Consider the following 16951-nt stretch of genomic DNA (forward strand, 5'->3'; position numbering starts at 1 on the left):
ACTACATAATGCAATTGCCGGACAATTTTGCTCCTGATTCGATGCTTAAAAGGGGAGTTTTTATATCGCCGACAATGGATCCAGTTTTTCCTACTTCGATCTTTTCTCTTGCTTCAACGTTTCCCCGCAGAGATCCATTTACGGCTAAAGAGCTAACTATAATATCTGCATCTACTTGTCCAGTTTCATCCACGATTAGATTGCCGTTTGATTCAATAGTTCCTTTCATCTGCCCTTTCAAACGAAGAGAATTGTTAAAACGAAGAGTTCCTTTGAAAATAATATCTTCCCCAATGATTGTATCTGCTTTTTCTTCGCTCATGCAACTCCGCCTTTTTTATTATTCTAGTTTCATTACAGACAACTACGATAGGTCATTCGATGCAAGAAAAAAATCAATATGCCGCAACAAGAATCGTTTCGATTTCATTTTTAGGCAATTCTCTCGGAAGACAATCAAGAAAAGACATTGAAAAGGCTAGTGAGGCAATTTTAGGAAGCTCATTCTTCTTAACTTCGTATTCTGATAGTCTTTGAGGAATTTTTAATTCGATGTATATCTTACGAATACCCTCGACTGCTTTAATCGCAGCCTCAATAACTGAAATATCGCTTGTGTCCTCATCGAGTGCTCGAGCAATCATGACATATTTATTTGCTGAAGTTGTAAGATTGTATTCCATAATGTGTGGCAATAGAATTGACATAGCTTGAAAAATATCCAATTTTGTAAGACTCATTGTCGCAAGAGAAATTGCAAAGCATAGTCCAAGAGAACTTACGGATTGACTAATTCCAGTTAGCAAACTTGCGGCATACAAAGCATTCTTTGCGGGAATATTCTTCGGATCTCGAATAGAAGTAATAATGTTTTTAGATACTAATTCAATTGCTCGCAGGGACGATGAATTAGTAATTTCGTTAGCATACTTAGATAAAATTGTATCAATGGCAGCTGCTAATATAGATGTTCCAGTTTTGGCTATATCAGAAGAGGTCATATGCAAACCAATTTTTGCATCTGCAACAATTAACTCTGGGAACAAATCTGAGCTGGCAAAGTATTTTCGCTCATTCTCTCTTTCGTCTAGTATTGTGCAAAAAGGGGCACATTCAATTCCCATGAGTGGCATAGTAGGGATAATCACTAATGGCAAGGGCTTTCGGGTTGCCTTTTTGGTCTGTAAAATCAATTCCTCGGTAAATAAATCATTAGCAGCAAGAATTGAAACAACTTTCGCAATATTTACAGATTCAAACGATCCGTAGGCTATGATACAATTGACTTGAGATTGTCGGGCAAAGTGAGCCGCAGTGTCTAATTCTTTAAAAGTTCCAACATTTTCAATGTCATCATAAATAATCAGACCTTCTGTTTCCCTCTCTATGCTCGATTTAAGAGCATACAGTTCATTCGGGTTTTGTAGCTCGCGTTGCGTTGTAATTAGAAGAAACCTGCTACCTACATGCTTTATGAAGTTCCCTGCCTTGGAAGCACAATCAACCTCAATATGCAATTTACACGGAAAGTGAAAATTAACCCAATCTTGTAAAACTGGCATTTATATCTGAATTAATTACCAAGGAAAGAATCTGCAATTTTTTCAGCAGTTTTTTCTATGACTTCGGCACCTAGGTTATCGTAGTAACCATCAGCCAATTTTGACTTAATATCGTTTAATCTACTTACATCCATACCAGTCTGTAAGGATAGGGTATGCGATGTTATTGCTTTAATGTCAGCTTTTAGTTTAGCTGCATCAGAAATGTGAACATTATCATTCGAAAGCAATTCAGAACTTTTTTTGACAGGAGCAGATTTCTTAGGCTCGAAAGCCGATCCAATATTTTTTACCTTATCTATGAACATAATTTGCTACCTCTCTCTGTATATCATATCGGTAGAGGAGCTTTTCTCTTTAGCTATTTTTTTTACGTAGTTATTGATTAATACTACGAATTCCCCCTTTGGATAGATGCTTTCTGGGTTTATTTCTTCTGTCTTGTAAAGTTTTATTTCTTCATGAGCCTTTGTTAGTTCCCTTCCTACTAAAACTTCTGTTCCCGGGAAGAGCTCTTTTACAATAGCGAGCGAAGTTTTAATTTTGTAGACTGATTCGTAGAAGACAATTAAGCCTTCTTTGTTTACAAACTCTTCTAGCTCTGCCTTTTTTCTAACAGGCTTTTCTGAAAGAAAGCCCAAGAAGAAAGTAGGATTGGTCTGAAATCCCGAGACTGATAAAATGGCACCAAGTGCACTTGATCCGGGTATCGGAATGATTGCTAATCCTTCTTTTCTTACGGACCTCACAAGACCTGCACCGGGATCGGAAATTCCAGGAGTTCCAGCATCTGAAATATAGGCAAAGCTTTTGCCTGATTTCATTTCATCTACAATCCACTTGAATGAGTTTGCTTGTCCGGAAAAAAGAGTCTTTGAAGGAGTTTTGATTTCGTAGTTTTGTAGCAGTTTATATGAGTTTTTCGAATTTTCGCAGAGAATTTGATCCACTTCTTTTAAAATGCGGATTGCACGCAAGGTAATGTCTTCTAAATTTCCAATCGGAGTTGCAACGAGGTAAAGAGAGCCTGTTTGCATTAGCGATTACACGATATTACAGTGCTTGCACTTAGATTTGTTGATTCACCATCTTTACACTCGCATCCAGCTCTAGGTTTTCCACCAGAATCTTTGACCGTGCATGGGTTACAGAGAGTTCCAACGGGACAAGTTGCTCTTGTTGAAATGCTACAAGAAGAATCGGAGCAAGCAGATGGATTGCAACTGCTTCCCACCGGACATTTACTTGGATCAGTGCTAGCACAGGAAGAAACTGATACAGACGGATTTGAAGTTTGAGGAACATTGCTTAAAACTGCGCGTAGTGTGAAGTTATACATTTCGCATCTTTGGAAATAGACAACTCCAGGAGGTGGAACCCGCCAAGAAATTTTGCGTCTTTTCATATTATCTTTAGCCGTGGAGTTTTCGAGAGCTAAGTGTGGAAAAGAAGGTTGAACCCCATTTTCCGTGTAAACGCTCCCAGCCATTCCAGCCTGCGTTTCAATTAGCGTAGGATTTTGTGAGGTGATAGTTAAATTATACCCAATAAATTGCTGTTCGGTATTTGTGACGAAGTATTTTACGATGAACTCAGGGCGATTTGGATTTACGTATCCTATCAAATCTCCAACTCCCGTTCCTGTAGTCGGAATTTCTTCGGTCGGTATAATTCCAACAAGTTGAGGAACGTTGATTGGATTTGTAAGGAAAATGAGCGGAGCTAAGACAACCGGCGTATCAGTATTTGTTCCACAGGAAGCTGAAAACAGGAGAAGGAAAAAGCTAGCAACGGATTGCTGTGCAAATTTTTTTAATTCGAAATTCATCGTTTCATCAGCTTTTCAAAATCAATAGATATGCCAAACAAAAAAACTTGTTTTTTTGTTTTCAATTCCTCACTACTATCTAAGATTATTCCTATGACAAATAATAAAGGCGTTCTTGGAATTGTAATATTGGTTTTTCTTGTAATTGGGTATTTTGCTTTTTTTTCTGGCGAGAAAAAGAAAAAGCGCGTTGAGTCCAAAAAGCTGAGTTTGTTGCTTGGCGGAGGCAGTGGAAATGGAGATGATGCAAGTTTTGAAAAGAAAAGGGGGCGTAGGAATAATAATAGTTCAGTTTTTGAGAGTGATTTTGGGAAAAGTGGTCTTCCGCAATTTGTAGAAGAAGAAACTAATTCGCCTGAAGGGCAGCAGGGAGATATTCCTATTAACCCGCAAACTGGTAAACCGTGGGAAGAAGATGCAATGCAACAGTTTGATGAACTTCGCAAATTATTTGCAGACAATGATTTAATTCCCAGACGAGCTACGAAAGAAGATCAAGCCAAACAAGCTCAATTAGCAGAAAAATGGAATAAAGCGCAGGCCGCAGTCAGTAGTGGAACATTTACAAGAGATGATTTGGATACTCATTTTTCGCATCAGAAAAAAGTGGTAGAAGATCGTATGCAGATTATTGAGTATTTAATGGAGGCGCAAAAGGAAGATGGGGAAGTCGATAAAGATGGACAATTCGAAAAAATTCTTGAAGGAACAAAAGCGCAAATGAAACAATTGGAAGTTGAGCGAGAGGAATTATCTAAAAAGTTAGGAGGATAATGGGTAATTTTTAATTTGAACGTTTCTGATAACCCGACGAAATCTCCCTCTCGCAAAGATGATCAGGAGATTTCGTAGCAACCAAAGCTTGCTAGTAGCGATTACTATATTGACAATTCTAGGTTTTTTACCAGACTGACTTCGAGGTGACTCATGCGTAAGGTTATCGAATATTTTTTATCCAAAAGTCTTTTATTAAATCTATTGACGGCGCTGATAATTCTTGTTGGAGGATTTAAGGCTTTCACTATGAATCGGGAGGCATTCCCAAATATCAATTTTGACATTGTAACGGTTACTACCATTTATCCCGGAGCCTCTCCTTCTGAGGTAGAGAAGCTCGTCACCAAGCCAATTGAAGATAGTATTAAATCAGTCGATGGTATAAAGGAATACCGCTCTGCATCAATCGAAAATCGTTCTGGAATCGTCATCACAATTGATCCAAATGTAAAAGATACGCAAAAAGTTGTGGATGACATCAAGTCAGCAGTTGATCGAACTGAGGACTTGCCTGAAGATTCTAAAAAACCGATCGTGCAAGAAATCACTTCTAGCCGTAGTCCGGTCATTGAAATTAATGTAGGCGTAAAAGCGGATTCGAACGGCAAACCGGTATTAACCGAGAAAGAATTTAAGCTAAAAGCAAAACAGCTAGAGGATTTATTGCTAGATGTTTCCGAAGTAGGGCGTGTTGTTCGTCGTGGCTATCGCGAGGCAGAGATGCATGTGGATATTGACCCTTTTGCGCTCGATCGTGTTTCGCTAAGCACGAATCAAATTATCATGGCTCTCAAAGGAAAAAATATAAACTTTCCAGGTGGAACAATTGCAGATTCAGGAAAGGAAGCGATCGTAAGAACTGTTGGCGAATTTGATACAGAAAGCGAAATTGAAAAAGTTTTTATTCGCTCGAATGATGCAGGAAGATCTATTGTATTAAAGGATGTCGCAAAAGTAAAAGAAGACTTTGAAGACAAACAATATATTGAAAAAGTGAATGGGCTTTATTCTATCGTTCTCGTTGTTGTAAAAAAAGAGCGTGGGGATGCAATTAAGTTAGTTGATAAAGTTAAGAAGGTTGTCAGTGATTATGGAGCCAATCAAAAAGATTTTATTACACTCTCTTACGTAAATGATTTATCAAAATACATCCGTCGTCGTTTGGATGTTCTTGTTTCGAACGGCTTACAGGGATTTACCCTTGTTGTCATTTCCTTGTTTTTCTTTTTAGGATGGAGAGTTGCAATCATGGTTGCTCTCGGTCTGCCTCTTGCCATGGCATTAACATTCATTATCCTCGACTATATGGGTATGACTCTAAATTTGATTTCGATGTTAGGACTCATCATTGTAGTCGGTATGCTAGTAGATGATGCCATTGTAATTAGTGAAAATATTTATCGATACTTAGAAGAAGGAATTGAGCCGTATGAAGCTTGCATAAGGGGAACCATCGAAGTAATCGCACCAGTAACAGCAACGATTACTACTACAATCGCAGCATTTGGTCCTATGTTATTTGTGACTGGAATTTTTGGTAAGTTTATTTATTCAATTCCAATGGTAGTAATTATTGCACTTTCGTCTTCTTTATTTGAGGCTTTTTTCATTTTGCCGTCACATATTTACGATGCAAATAAACGTGGAATTAAAAAGGGAGAGATTAAGGAAGAAGGACACTGGTTTATAAAAGTGAGAGAAAGATTTTATCGTCCTTCCCTATCATGGGCACTCCATCATTCTAAGACTACTATTTTAATCCTTTTAATTACATTTGCTGGGGCTATTGCTCTAAATGCAAAGTTCGGCAAATTCAAATTATTTCCTGGTGGTATAGAAGTGTTTATCATTAAGATTAGTGCAGAGACCGGTCTTACTCTAGAAGAAACAGAAAAGTTTGGACGCGCAGTGGAAAGAGAGATTGCTCTATTAACGCCTTATCAGGAAAAACCGCTATCTGGATTTTTGAATCGAATACATTTTTTCTTTCATTCGATAGGAATTGGTGTGAGTGAAAAATTTCATACAGGTGAAGTAGAAAATTATGTTACACGAATTGGAATTATTCAAAAGGATGTGAATGATCCGTTTACAAAGCGAGGGAAAAATTTTGCACAAGTAGTCGTATATCTTACTCCTGACGCAGAAAGAAAACGGACAACCGATCAGATTATCAATTATGTGCGCAAAAGGACTGAATGGCTAATGAATGAAAAAGCCTTAGCTATCGCCAAACAGAAAGAAGCCGCTAGACTCAATCAGGATAAAGCCAAGCACAAAGTTTCTGAATTGGAAAATGTTCAAATAGAGATTCCAGAAGAGTTCAAAGATCTAAAAGGAAAATTAGTATCTCTAGATTTGGAAGCAATACAAGGAGGTCCACCCGTTGGCAAACCAGTTGCCATAGAAATTAGAGGTGATGATTTTATAACACTGAAAAAAATTGCACAAGAGTTCAAAGATATTATGGGACAAGTGGAGGGCGTTATTGATATAGGAGACGATTTCAATGACGGAAAGGATGAAATTCGTTTGACGATAGATGAAGCGTTAGCCGCTCAAGCAGGTGTATCAGTTCAACAAATCGCACTTGCTGTAAACACTGCTTATCAGGGAACAGTGGCTACTACGATTAAGCGCGCCGAAGAAGAAGTGGATGTAAGAGTTCGCTTCCCAGAAAATTTTAGAACTTCTATTCGCTCTCTGGATAAAATATTTGTGAACAATAATATGGGCAATCTAATTCCAATTTCTAGAATGACAAAATACCAGAAGTTGCCAGGTATAGCTTCCATTAACCACTTAGACGGCAAAAGGTTATTAACTGCTACTGCCAATTTGGATGAAACAAAAACTACATCGATGAAAGCAAACCAAGAAATTAAAAAAATAGTCGATGCAGCTAAGGTTATTGATAAATATCCAGGATATCGAATTCGATACGGTGGAGAAAATAAAGATACCGAAGAATCTCTCGCAAGTCTCGGAAGATCTTTTTTAATTGCTTTCTTTATAATTTTCATCATTCTGGTTTCCCTGTTTAGATCTTTTATTCAGCCTTTGATTGTGGCTGCTGCAATTCCATTTTCTTTTATTGGAGTCATTCTAGCATTTGTCACACATGGACAATATTTTAGTTTCTTAAGTTTTATTGGAATTGTGGGTCTGGCTGGTATCGTTGTCAATGATTCGATTGTGCTCGTAGATTTTGCCAATCAATTGAGAATACAAAGACCAGATATGACATCGTATGAATTGCTTTTGGAAACAGGGTGTGTGCGTTTACGACCTGTTATCCTTACGACGGTAACAACTGTATTAGGTATTTTACCAACAGCTTATGGAATAGGTGGGGCTGACCCATTTTTAATGCCAATGGCACTCGCGATAGGTTGGGGGTTAGCATTTGCAACACTCTTAACACTAATCATTGTTCCTGTATTGTATAAAATCACAATGGACATTCAGATTTGGTTTGTCTTAAAGGCGAATAAAATTAGAAAGAAACAGACTATGGCTGTGTAGAAAGAATTGAAAATAAATGGAAAAGTTTAATCTGACTTGTATTTAAATTTTCTATGAGTGATCTTTGTATAATTAAGATTAATCGTTCGAACAAACTTGTAATAATAAAGAAGGAAAAGAAATGAGTTTAAATTGTGGTATTGTGGGACTTCCAAATGTTGGAAAGTCGACTATTTTTAATGCGCTTACAAAAGCAGGAGCGCAAATGGCAAATTATCCGTTCTGCACAATAGAGCCTAATAAAGGAATTGTTGAAGTTCCAGATAGAAGACTCAATCGTTTGGCAGAGATTTATAAGCCTAAGAAAATTATTCCAACTGTCATGGAATTTGTAGACATTGCCGGATTAGTGAAAGGGGCAAGCACTGGAGAGGGACTTGGAAATAAATTTCTATCTCATATAAGAGAAGTGGATGCTATTTGCCATGTTGTGCGAGCCTTTGAAGATGCAAATATCACGCATGTGCATGGGAAAGTGGATCCAACGGAAGACGTGAGCATTGTAAATTATGAATTAATACTTTCTGATTTGGAAAGTTTAGAAAAACAATTTCCAAAATTACAAAAACTTGGAAAGACAAGCAAAGAAGCTGCCGAATCTACACTGGTGATGGAGAAAATCATCAATATCCTCAAGGAAGGAAAATGTGCTCGACTTCTTGATTTGAATGCGGATGAAAAAAAAATTGCGCTTAAGTTTAACTTGATTACATTAAAACCTGTTTTATATTGCGCTAACGTTCTTGATTCTGAAATAAAAAATACAAGCAATCCTCTTTTAGACAAAATTTATGCGATGGCAAAGGAAGAAGATGCAGAGGTCGTTGTTCTCTGTGGGAAAATTGAAGAAGAAATTTCCGGTCTTGCTCCTGAAGAGCAAATAGAATTTCTAAAAGACATTGGAGAAACGGAAAGTGGATTAAACCGAATGATTCGCTCGGCTTATAAGCTTTTAAATCTTGTTACCTTTCTTACTGCCGGTGAACAAGAAGTAAGAGCATGGACTACACTCGTTGGAAGCACTGGTCCTAAAGCGGCTTCCGTAATTCATTCCGATTTTGAAAAAGGCTTTATTCGAGCAGAGGTAATGACCTTCGAAGATGTAGACCGTCTTGGTTCGCCCGTGAAAGTAAAAGAAGAAGGTAAACTAAGACTAGAAGGTAAAGACTATATTGTCCAAGATGGGGATGTGATTTATTTTAGAATTAATGCGTAATGTGTCTTTAGGGGTTTCTGTTCATTAGCCTCTACAATCAAGCCAGATTGGTTTTCGTTAAAGAAAAGTTTTTTAGACAGGATTAACAAGATTTACTGGATTAAGAAACCCAAAGCCAATCTGAGTAATTCCTGAATGAATAGGCATCGAAGTTTTGCAGAACTGTGTTTAACAATGTAAATGTTTAAACTAAAGCCATTTTTCTATTGGGATCTGGTCTGAAGGGTGCGATTAAGATTGCTAGTATATGAATGTCCATTGTATTTTCCTTTTTTTATTCTCTATTCATGATTGCGTCTAAAGAAATTTCTTCGAATGCAAGTAAGAATGAATAGAATAGTTTTAGTAACTCAATAAATTCTTTATTTATTTCTACAGTATGATAACTTGTGAGTATTAGTTCGTAATCAATTAACTCGATTGCAAAATTGTTCTGTGATAATAAATTACAGGAAAGACTCTCTCTATTTAGAATTTGGGCAGATAGTCTTTCTGAATTGCTTTTTAAGTAAAATTTTTCCTCTAAATCCAAATTTTCACAAATGCCGTGGATAGATTTATCAAAAATTCCACTTGTTGATTTGTAAGCTTTCTTATCCTGAACGAGAAAATAGAAATCCCTTGGATTGTGAACTGGTGCTTTTATTTGAAGATACATTCCCGTTTGTGGATTTGCTTCGTAAACAGCTTCTACTGAAATAGGTTTTCCATTTAAATGTCCACGAATGACTGGGCGATCTAATGGATCTGAAAGAGTGGAGAAAGAGTAGTTGTTCTTTGCAGCAAACTTCTTCCAACTATCCCATTTTCTATTTTCTTTTGTATTAAAAAAAACTAGAAATAATTTATTTTGAATCTTCATGGAAATATATTTCCATGTGGTTAAAATTTATCAATAATTTTTTGACAAAACTAAATTAATTTTTTAAAAAATTGCAAAAGTATAAAGTTAAGCCACTTTCCATCAGGAATTTCCTCTGTTTTCCGAGTAATGAATCCAACATGTCCCCCAGTTTCTGTCAAAATAGGAGTAAGGCTTTGAATTTTTTTCCAATGAATACTACGGAAAGTATCTGGAGGAATAAGAGGGTCATCTTTGGCATGAATGACAATTCCCTTTGCTTTAATTTTATGGATGTAATGAATGCTTGAGTTATTACGATAGTAATCAAGTGCCCCTTTGTAGCCGAATAAGGGAGCTGTTACCATATCATCAAAGTCAAACATTGTCCTAGCTTTATAGGCATGCTCTTTGACTGAGTTTGGTGCAGACAGAATTCCTCGCTTGAATTTATCTTTGAAAGAATCTAAGAAAACTTTTCTATAAAAAATACCTGCCTGAGAATCAATGTGCTCACAGGCTCTCTTTAGATCTAATGGTGGTGAAACAGCAGAGAAGAATTTGGATCGAATCGTTCTCTTTTCTCCAAAGTATTTAAGTAAAATATTGGCAGAAAGAGAAAAACCGCAGAGTATTATTTTCTTTGAAAAATTATTGTATACATAGTTTTCAATTTGGGCAACATCATTTGTCATACCTGCATTGTAGCCTTTTTTGGATAAGCCTTCGCCTCGACCACACCCTCTCTGGTTAACACGTATTACCCCGTAACCCTGTAGCAATGCAGCTTCCGCCAGGGATACTATATAATGACTATCTGAGCTTCCTTCCATTCCATGGAATAAAACTAAATAATACCCATTCCAACTTATAGCCTTCTTATTCGACTTTGACAGAGGGGGATTATGGTCTAACCACAAAAAATCTCCGCTATCATCTTTTGTCTTAAGAATTAATACGTCTGAATCATACTTTGTTTTTAAATGATTCTTTGGTGGGAATATTGTAGTGAATATTGTTTGAACATGATTGTTATTTAAAAACTTGGGAGGGTGGAGATTAATTACTTCAGTATTTCCGTCCATTCGTCTGCTTCTTCTTTGTTAAAGTATTTTTTTTCTTTTAAGAATTTCAAAAAACTCCTAAGCACTATTTTAGACCTAGTTTGAAGTTCTTCATAGTTATCAAAATTGTCTTCTAAATAAAAATTTAAAAAATCATCTACTTCGTAATGGGTAAAATCTTCAAGCTCTATAGGCTCTTCCGATTCAGTAGTTCCTTCTTCATCATGAAAAAGATGAGAGAGATAGTTTAAGATTAAAACAATTATCTCCCCATCGTCTCTCTTTGTGTAATCTAGATATAATCTAAATACAGTCTCTAAATCTTGCTTATTGGACATGGATCGAAGTTGCCAGAGCGTCTACTATGCCGTATTCGATTGCCTCATTCGCAGTCATATAATAGTCTCTATCTGTGTCCTGAGCAATTTTTTCGAGGGGTTGCCCACAGGCTTCTGCTAAAATTCTATTTAATAACTCTTTAGTTTTTTTAATTTCATTTGCATGAATTCTTATATCTGTTGCAGGAGCTACGATTTGCCCACCGATGCTTGGTTGGTGAATCATAACTTTTCCGCTAGGCCAAATAAACCTTCTGCCTTTCTCTCCAGCGCATAATAGGAGTGAGCCCATAGAAGCTGCCATTCCCATGCATACAGTCGCAACAGGTGAGGAAATCATTTTCATTGTATCATAGATCGTCATTCCAGATGTGATCACGCCACCGGGACTATTAATATAAAATGTAATTTCTTTTCCTGGATCAATCATTTCTAAATACATTAGCTTATTGACAATTTCTTTAGCTGATTCGTCCATGACTGGACCCCAAAGGAAAATCTTTCTTGTTTCTAGAAATTTCTTTTGTATGAAATTTCCATTTTTGAGTTCTTCTAGTATATTCGGAGCTTTTTCTTCCGTTTCTTTCTCGTCTTCGGATTTGAGTAAATTTGTTGAATTCAAGTTCATATCTACCACTATTTATTATTTAAATTTCATGAAAACACCAATTAAAACTGCTCCGGCTCCAATGATATAAAAAAACTTGAGCATATTGACTGGTGGCAAGTGTTCTTTTGTGTCTTTCTTTTTTAAATGAGAACTCGGTAAGCCAGAAGCAAAGAGTCTATCGCTAGATTCATTAGAAATAGTCTCTTTGAATTTTATTACTTTCGAATCTTCAGAAAGCAAATAATACTTTCTCGCTTCTCTGGCTAATGCAGTTTCGTCATCTCTTAGAAATTTCTTTTTAGCTTCTAAATTCATATTCTCAGTTTCTAAACGTTCCACTTCCTCTCGAAGTGTATTTAAACGATTTTCGAGAGTTCTCCTTTCTAATATACCATTCGAGCCAAGTACGGCTGAGTATAGTATGCAAAAAACGGAGATGAGTCCGATAGAAACTGAAATTTGATTTTTATTTAACATCAAGATTGTAAAAAGTTTTCTTTCCTTTATAGACTGCACTTGTGCCCAAATCTTCTTCAATTCTTAGCAGTTCATTGTATTTCGCGATTCTATCTGTACGAGAGAGGGAACCTGTTTTGATCTGTCCAGAATTGGTTGCAACGGCAATATGAGAAATAGTAGTGTCTTCGGTTTCACCACTTCTATGACTTACAACCGCAGTGTAACCAGCACGTTTAGCCATTTCAATAGCAGAAAGAGTTTCTGTCAATGTTCCAATCTGATTTACTTTGATTAGAATAGAGTTACAGATACCTTCTGTTATCCCCTTTTGTAGCTTTTGAATATTAGTTACAAACAAATCATCACCTACGAGTTGAACCTTACCACCAAGCTTATCGGTTAACGCTTTCCAACCAACCCAATCGTTTTGATCGAGGCCATCTTCAATGGTAATAATCGGGTATTTTGAAACTAACTCAGAATAATAAGCTACTAATTCTTCGCTTGTTTTTTCTGGATTTTTTTCTGCTTTTAAAACATATTTCTTTTTTTTCTTATCATAGAATTCACTAGAAGCTGCATCTAAACCGATTAATATATCTTCCTTGGCTTTAAATCCTGCTTTAGCAATTGCTTCTAAAATTACTTCAAAGCCCTCTGAGTTACTCTTAAGGTCAGGGGCAAATCCACCTTCGTCTCCAACTGCTGTGTTTAATTTTTTCCCATGTAGAACTGATTTTAAAGCATGGAAAACTTCTGCGCCCATTCGAAGTCCTTCTTTAAAAGAAGTTGCACTCACAGGCATAATCATGAACTCTTGGAAGTCAACGTTGTTATCCGCATGAGATCCACCATTGATAATGTTCATCATTGGAACTGGTAGTTCTCTTGCAAAGTTTCCGCCTATATAACGGTAAAGCGGAAGATTACAGTATTTTGCCGCTGCACTAGCTACTGCTAAAGATACGCCTAATATCGCGTTTGCCCCTAAGTTTGCTTTGTTAGGAGTTCCATCTTCTTTGATCATTTTTTCGTCTATAAATGTTTGCTCTAGTGCGTTTAGACCAATAAGAGATTTGGCAAGCTTGGTGTTTACATTAGCCACAGCTTTTAATACTCCCTTTCCGCCATAACGCTTTTTGTCGCCATCTCTGAGTTCTACAGCTTCGTATTCTCCTGTTGATGCTCCTGATGGCACTGCGGCGCGACCAATATGACCGCTTTGTAACTTAACATCTACTTCAATGGTTGGGTTACCTCTTGAATCTAGAATTTCTCTTGCTTTGATTGATTCGATAATGGGTGAATTTTTCACGGGATAAAACCTCTTATTGATAAAAATAAAAATACAAAACTATTGTTTCAAATACCAATTCTTACTAGCAATAATTTTTTTGAAAAATATTAATTTCTCTTTTATTAACGGATGGAAAATGCAAAAAACCGTAAACTTTTTATCGAAGGCGAGCGATTTCGACCGAAACTAAGAGCAGGTAATACATTGGAAGACAAAAATTGGATGAAACGGTTTGTTTTGGGAATTACGGGCTCAATGGGGGGTGGAAAGTCAACGGTAACGAAGATTTTTGAATCTCTTGGTGCTTTTCGAATTTCGTCTGACGAGATTGCGAGGCAGTTTACTTCCGGTGACTCGCCTGTTAAAAATGAAATTATTGAGCTATTAGGGCATGAAGTTTTAGATGAATTGGGTAATTTAGATAGAAAAAAGATTGCAGAAATTGTTTTCTCTGATAAAAACGCAATCGCAAAGCTAAATGAATTAATGCATCCATTGATTCGAAAAAAAACTCTCGCGTTGATAGAATCCATAACCAATGGAAGGATAATAGCATGGGAAGCACCACTTCTTTTTGAAGCCGGTGGGGATAGCATCTGTAATGCTACACTTACCGTATTTGCCGAATACGAGCAAGCTTGGAGTCGTGTATATAAGAGGGATGAAATTACAGAAGAAGAATTTCGAAGCCGACTCGCAAACCAGATGGATATTAAGAAAAAGCTAGAAGCTTCCGACTTTAGGATTGTAAATGATAGAGATTTAAGGCATTTAGAGTTAGAATGCAGTGCTATTTATAATGAAATAATGAATAGAAAAATTATCCCTTAGGGGTAAGAGGAAACAAATGAAAGAAAGAACATTTTATACTATCAATCTAGACGTGCGAAGAATTGTATTTATAGTCGCAATACTCATTGGTCTCATGACCTATTTTTTTATGCTCGGGAATGCGATGGGTAAAAAGAGTGTAGCCGCAAAAGATAATTCTGCAAAGGATTTGACAGAAGCACACCATGAAGAAAACAAAACTCCAGAGAAATCTCCCCTGAAATCTTCACCAGAAGAAAATATGGTTCCTGCTCCACCGGAAGAAAAAGTAGATGGAAAAGAATCCGAAGTAGTTGACTTAAAACCTTCTACCGACAATGCCAAAACAATTCCCGTTCCAGTATCTCCGGTTCAAGAAGTGAAAGAAGACTTAACTAAAAAACCTGTAGCGGTTAATCCCGTTCAGCCGCTTCCTGCTAAAACTGGACAGACTCCTCCTCCTGTTGCGGTGAATCCTGCTTTGCCTGCAAAGAAAGCCTTATATCCTTATCCTGCCAAGAAAGTATTACCTCCTGCAAAAACTCCGATTGTGCTTGAAGAAAAAAATTTCTATACGATTCAATTAGGTGCATTTAGTTCCCAAGAGCAAGCTAACAAATTTAAAGATAATGTTATTACAAAAAATAAATTCCCAGGAAAATTTGCTCCTTATGTTTTAAAGCAAAGAGATTTTTTCGTTGTCCTAGTAGGTAAGTCAACTGCCAAAGAGGATTTAGAGAAAATTGTTCAGAACTTAGATGCGGCTACTCAGGGTTCTGCGATGATTGTTAAAAACAAAAAGCCATAAGAAAATTATGATTTTTAAATTTTGAATTATGAATTCTAAGAAATGTGTACTGTTAGGTTGTGTTCTACTTGGCATTAATTCTATTTTATCAGTAGAACCGCCTAAGGAACCAACTGCTCCAAGTGTAGAGTTAGCAGACAAAGTTGATACTCCCAAGAAAGATTCTAAAAAGGATAAGAATACTAAGTCTGCTTCGGTTACAGTTAAACTTTGTGATGGCAGACAAGTAGCAGGAAATATAGAATATGAAAAGGATGAAATTTTCTTTCAACATCTAAAAGATGGAATCAAATACGATAAAAAGATGCGGATAATGGAGATTAAGCAGTTAAAAGTTTTATCCTGGGAATTGAAGAAAGGGAAAAAAGTAAAGGATGGAACAACATTTCAAATTTCCCCATCGAAGGTTCAAATTACTAACAATTCTGCTGAAAATTTTATTCTGAAAGGTTTGCAAGATACTGAATTTCTGAATTTAAACGTATCAAATCAAAATGGAATTGCAAAGCTTTATACATTTTGGTTGGATTTACAATATGAAAATGGAACTTGGTTTTCAAAGCTGTCTACTGTGAATGGTATAGAACGGGAAGATTGTCATGCTGATGTGATTCGTGTGATTCAGTTTAATTAACAGAGTCATATAGTTTCCTGCTTGACTTCTAATTATTTTTTATCACTGTATTTCTATGAAAAAAATCCTGTTTTTAATTCTTGTTGTATTCTCTCTTCGTGCTGATTCTATTCTTACTATCAGACATGTAACGTTAGCCGATATAGTCTATCAGCCTCATTCGGAAGAAGGTTATCTACAAGGTTGGAATTTCTTTTTTCGCAATTCAGAATTTAATATCATCGCAACATACTTGGTTAGTAATCTTGGTCCGAATGATTTGAATAATGGTGTTAGCATTGCGATCGAATCTAAAAAGACAGGTTCCATTTTTATTACAAAGGAATTTGGCAGAAAAGATCTTTCCGTGGATAACGGCATTAATCTCAAGATGTATAACAATACTTTGAAATATGACAATGGTGTATATGAGGTTTCTCAGTTTTATGATGATATGAAACTCTTTCTAAAGTTTGAATCAGATAATCTAGGTGCAACACTTTCAGGTGGAAAGCATTTTGTCAAAGGGCAGGAAAAGTTTGTTCGGGCTGATATTCCTTTTTCATTTGTGAAGACAACAGGCTATATTGATTATAAAGGTGAAATTATAGAGTTAGAGGGAGTCGGTGGGCTAGAGCATTTAATTACAAATTATGAAGTTTATAAATACAGCAGCAAATGGGAAATACTCCGCGCAGTGAATAAAGAGGGAATGAAATTATATACTGGAGGATTTCATGGAATAAAAAAATCGGGCGAAGATTTTTTTCGGACTCTTGTGATTCAAAATCAAAAAGGAGAAGTCTTACTTTCTGGAATGATTACAAAAACCGAAATCGTTTCATCTGAATTGGATAAATTTTCAGGGTATACACTTCCAGTAAAAGAAAAAATATACATAGGAGATAATGGTTGTTTTGTGCAATCAGACCGATTGTATAGTGTTGGTAAAATTAATATACTTTCGAATATTTCAGCCGTGTTGCGCTTTTTTATAAAACTTTTTTTTGCAAATCCATTTCAAGTTAATTACTCTACACGGCTAACAGTGAATTGCCCGGATTCTTTTAAACAAATACCGACAGAATTTACAGGGATTCACTCCTATTACTTAATCAATCCAAAGTAAATTCCTTAGTGTAAATGAATTTATGTAATTAATAAATGACTTGACTATGTTTTAATTTCTATCGTATACTTTAT

General features: G+C 36.3%; 18 protein-coding genes. 6 read left to right on the forward strand and 12 right to left on the reverse strand.

All coding sequences use genetic code 11. The annotated features are described in order from the left end of the window. Position 1: 1 nt before the first annotated feature. From IPH52_24195 to IPH52_24220, 6 genes are all read right to left on the reverse strand, one after another. Positions 2 to 322, reverse strand: coding sequence for a polymer-forming cytoskeletal protein (locus tag IPH52_24195; protein ID MBK7058093.1), 321 nt, complete (start codon positions 320 to 322; stop codon positions 2 to 4). 73 nt (positions 323 to 395) lie between these two features. Further along, positions 396 to 1562, reverse strand: a complete 1167-nt coding sequence (locus IPH52_24200) for an iron-containing alcohol dehydrogenase (protein ID MBK7058094.1) — start codon at positions 1560 to 1562, stop codon at positions 396 to 398. An 11-nt stretch (positions 1563 to 1573) separates the two neighbouring features. Further along, positions 1574 to 1870: a flagellar biosynthesis anti-sigma factor FlgM gene (locus IPH52_24205; GenBank protein MBK7058095.1), complete on the reverse strand. Its 297-nt coding sequence runs from the start codon at positions 1868 to 1870 to the stop codon at positions 1574 to 1576. A 6-nt stretch (positions 1871 to 1876) separates the two neighbouring features. Next, positions 1877 to 2599, reverse strand: coding sequence for a 16S rRNA (cytidine(1402)-2'-O)-methyltransferase (gene rsmI, locus IPH52_24210; GenBank protein MBK7058096.1), 723 nt, complete (start codon positions 2597 to 2599; stop codon positions 1877 to 1879). Continuing rightward, positions 2599 to 3390: a hypothetical protein gene (locus IPH52_24215; protein MBK7058097.1), complete on the reverse strand. Its 792-nt coding sequence runs from the start codon at positions 3388 to 3390 to the stop codon at positions 2599 to 2601. Before IPH52_24215 ends, rsmI begins: the two co-directional genes overlap by 1 nt. Positions 3391 to 3481: 91 nt before the next feature. Beyond that, positions 3482 to 3721: a hypothetical protein gene (locus IPH52_24220; protein MBK7058098.1), complete on the reverse strand. Its 240-nt coding sequence runs from the start codon at positions 3719 to 3721 to the stop codon at positions 3482 to 3484. A gap of 596 nt (positions 3722 to 4317) precedes the next feature. Between IPH52_24220 and IPH52_24225 the strand changes: the two genes are divergently transcribed. After that, positions 4318 to 7692 carry an efflux RND transporter permease subunit gene (locus tag IPH52_24225; protein MBK7058099.1) on the forward strand — a complete coding sequence of 1125 codons (3375 nt, stop codon included), beginning with the start codon at positions 4318 to 4320 and terminating at the stop codon, positions 7690 to 7692. Positions 7693 to 7813: 121 nt separating this feature from the next. Continuing rightward, positions 7814 to 8908, forward strand: a complete 1095-nt coding sequence (gene ychF / locus IPH52_24230) for a redox-regulated ATPase YchF (GenBank protein ID MBK7058100.1) — start codon at positions 7814 to 7816, stop codon at positions 8906 to 8908. A gap of 274 nt (positions 8909 to 9182) precedes the next feature. Here ychF and IPH52_24235 read toward each other — a convergent pair whose 3' ends face one another. The 6 genes from IPH52_24235 to eno are packed head-to-tail and all read right to left on the reverse strand — an operon-like array spanning position 9183 to position 13535. Further along, positions 9183 to 9770, reverse strand: coding sequence for a hypothetical protein (locus tag IPH52_24235; protein ID MBK7058101.1), 588 nt, complete (start codon positions 9768 to 9770; stop codon positions 9183 to 9185). Between the two features lie 50 nt (positions 9771 to 9820). After that, positions 9821 to 10834, reverse strand: a complete 1014-nt coding sequence (locus tag IPH52_24240) for an alpha/beta fold hydrolase (protein ID MBK7058102.1) — start codon at positions 10832 to 10834, stop codon at positions 9821 to 9823. Beyond that, positions 10813 to 11151: a hypothetical protein gene (locus IPH52_24245; GenBank protein MBK7058103.1), complete on the reverse strand. Its 339-nt coding sequence runs from the start codon at positions 11149 to 11151 to the stop codon at positions 10813 to 10815. The genes IPH52_24240 and IPH52_24245 overlap by 22 nt, the downstream gene beginning before the upstream one ends. Further along, entirely contained in the window at positions 11141 to 11779 is a 639-nt protein-coding gene (locus IPH52_24250) for an ATP-dependent Clp protease proteolytic subunit (GenBank protein ID MBK7058104.1), read from the reverse strand. The genes IPH52_24245 and IPH52_24250 overlap by 11 nt, the downstream gene beginning before the upstream one ends. A gap of 15 nt (positions 11780 to 11794) precedes the next feature. Then, the gene (locus IPH52_24255) at positions 11795 to 12238 is read right to left on the reverse strand and encodes a septum formation initiator family protein (protein ID MBK7058105.1); all 444 of its coding nucleotides are present in this window, start codon (positions 12236 to 12238) and stop codon (positions 11795 to 11797) included. Then, positions 12228 to 13535 carry a phosphopyruvate hydratase gene (gene eno, locus IPH52_24260; protein MBK7058106.1) on the reverse strand — a complete coding sequence of 436 codons (1308 nt, stop codon included), beginning with the start codon at positions 13533 to 13535 and terminating at the stop codon, positions 12228 to 12230. Before eno ends, IPH52_24255 begins: the two co-directional genes overlap by 11 nt. 111 nt (positions 13536 to 13646) lie before the next feature. On the opposite strand from eno, the gene IPH52_24265 reads away from it, so the two are divergent. Genes IPH52_24265 through IPH52_24280 form a run of 4 tightly spaced genes read left to right on the forward strand, consistent with a single transcriptional unit; the run spans position 13647 to position 16877 of the window. Beyond that, positions 13647 to 14348: a dephospho-CoA kinase gene (locus IPH52_24265; GenBank protein MBK7058107.1), complete on the forward strand. Its 702-nt coding sequence runs from the start codon at positions 13647 to 13649 to the stop codon at positions 14346 to 14348. A gap of 16 nt (positions 14349 to 14364) precedes the next feature. Then, the gene (locus tag IPH52_24270) at positions 14365 to 15135 is read left to right on the forward strand and encodes an SPOR domain-containing protein (protein ID MBK7058108.1); all 771 of its coding nucleotides are present in this window, start codon (positions 14365 to 14367) and stop codon (positions 15133 to 15135) included. A 28-nt stretch (positions 15136 to 15163) separates the two neighbouring features. Further along, the gene (locus tag IPH52_24275) at positions 15164 to 15769 is read left to right on the forward strand and encodes a hypothetical protein (protein ID MBK7058109.1); all 606 of its coding nucleotides are present in this window, start codon (positions 15164 to 15166) and stop codon (positions 15767 to 15769) included. Between the two features lie 55 nt (positions 15770 to 15824). After that, a complete protein-coding gene (locus tag IPH52_24280) occupies positions 15825 to 16877 on the forward strand; it encodes a hypothetical protein (protein MBK7058110.1) in 1053 nt (350 codons plus the stop codon). Positions 16878 to 16951 lie beyond the last annotated feature (74 nt).

This window comes from Leptospiraceae bacterium (genome assembly GCA_016708435.1).
GTDB lineage: Bacteria > Spirochaetota > Leptospiria > Leptospirales > Leptospiraceae > UBA2033.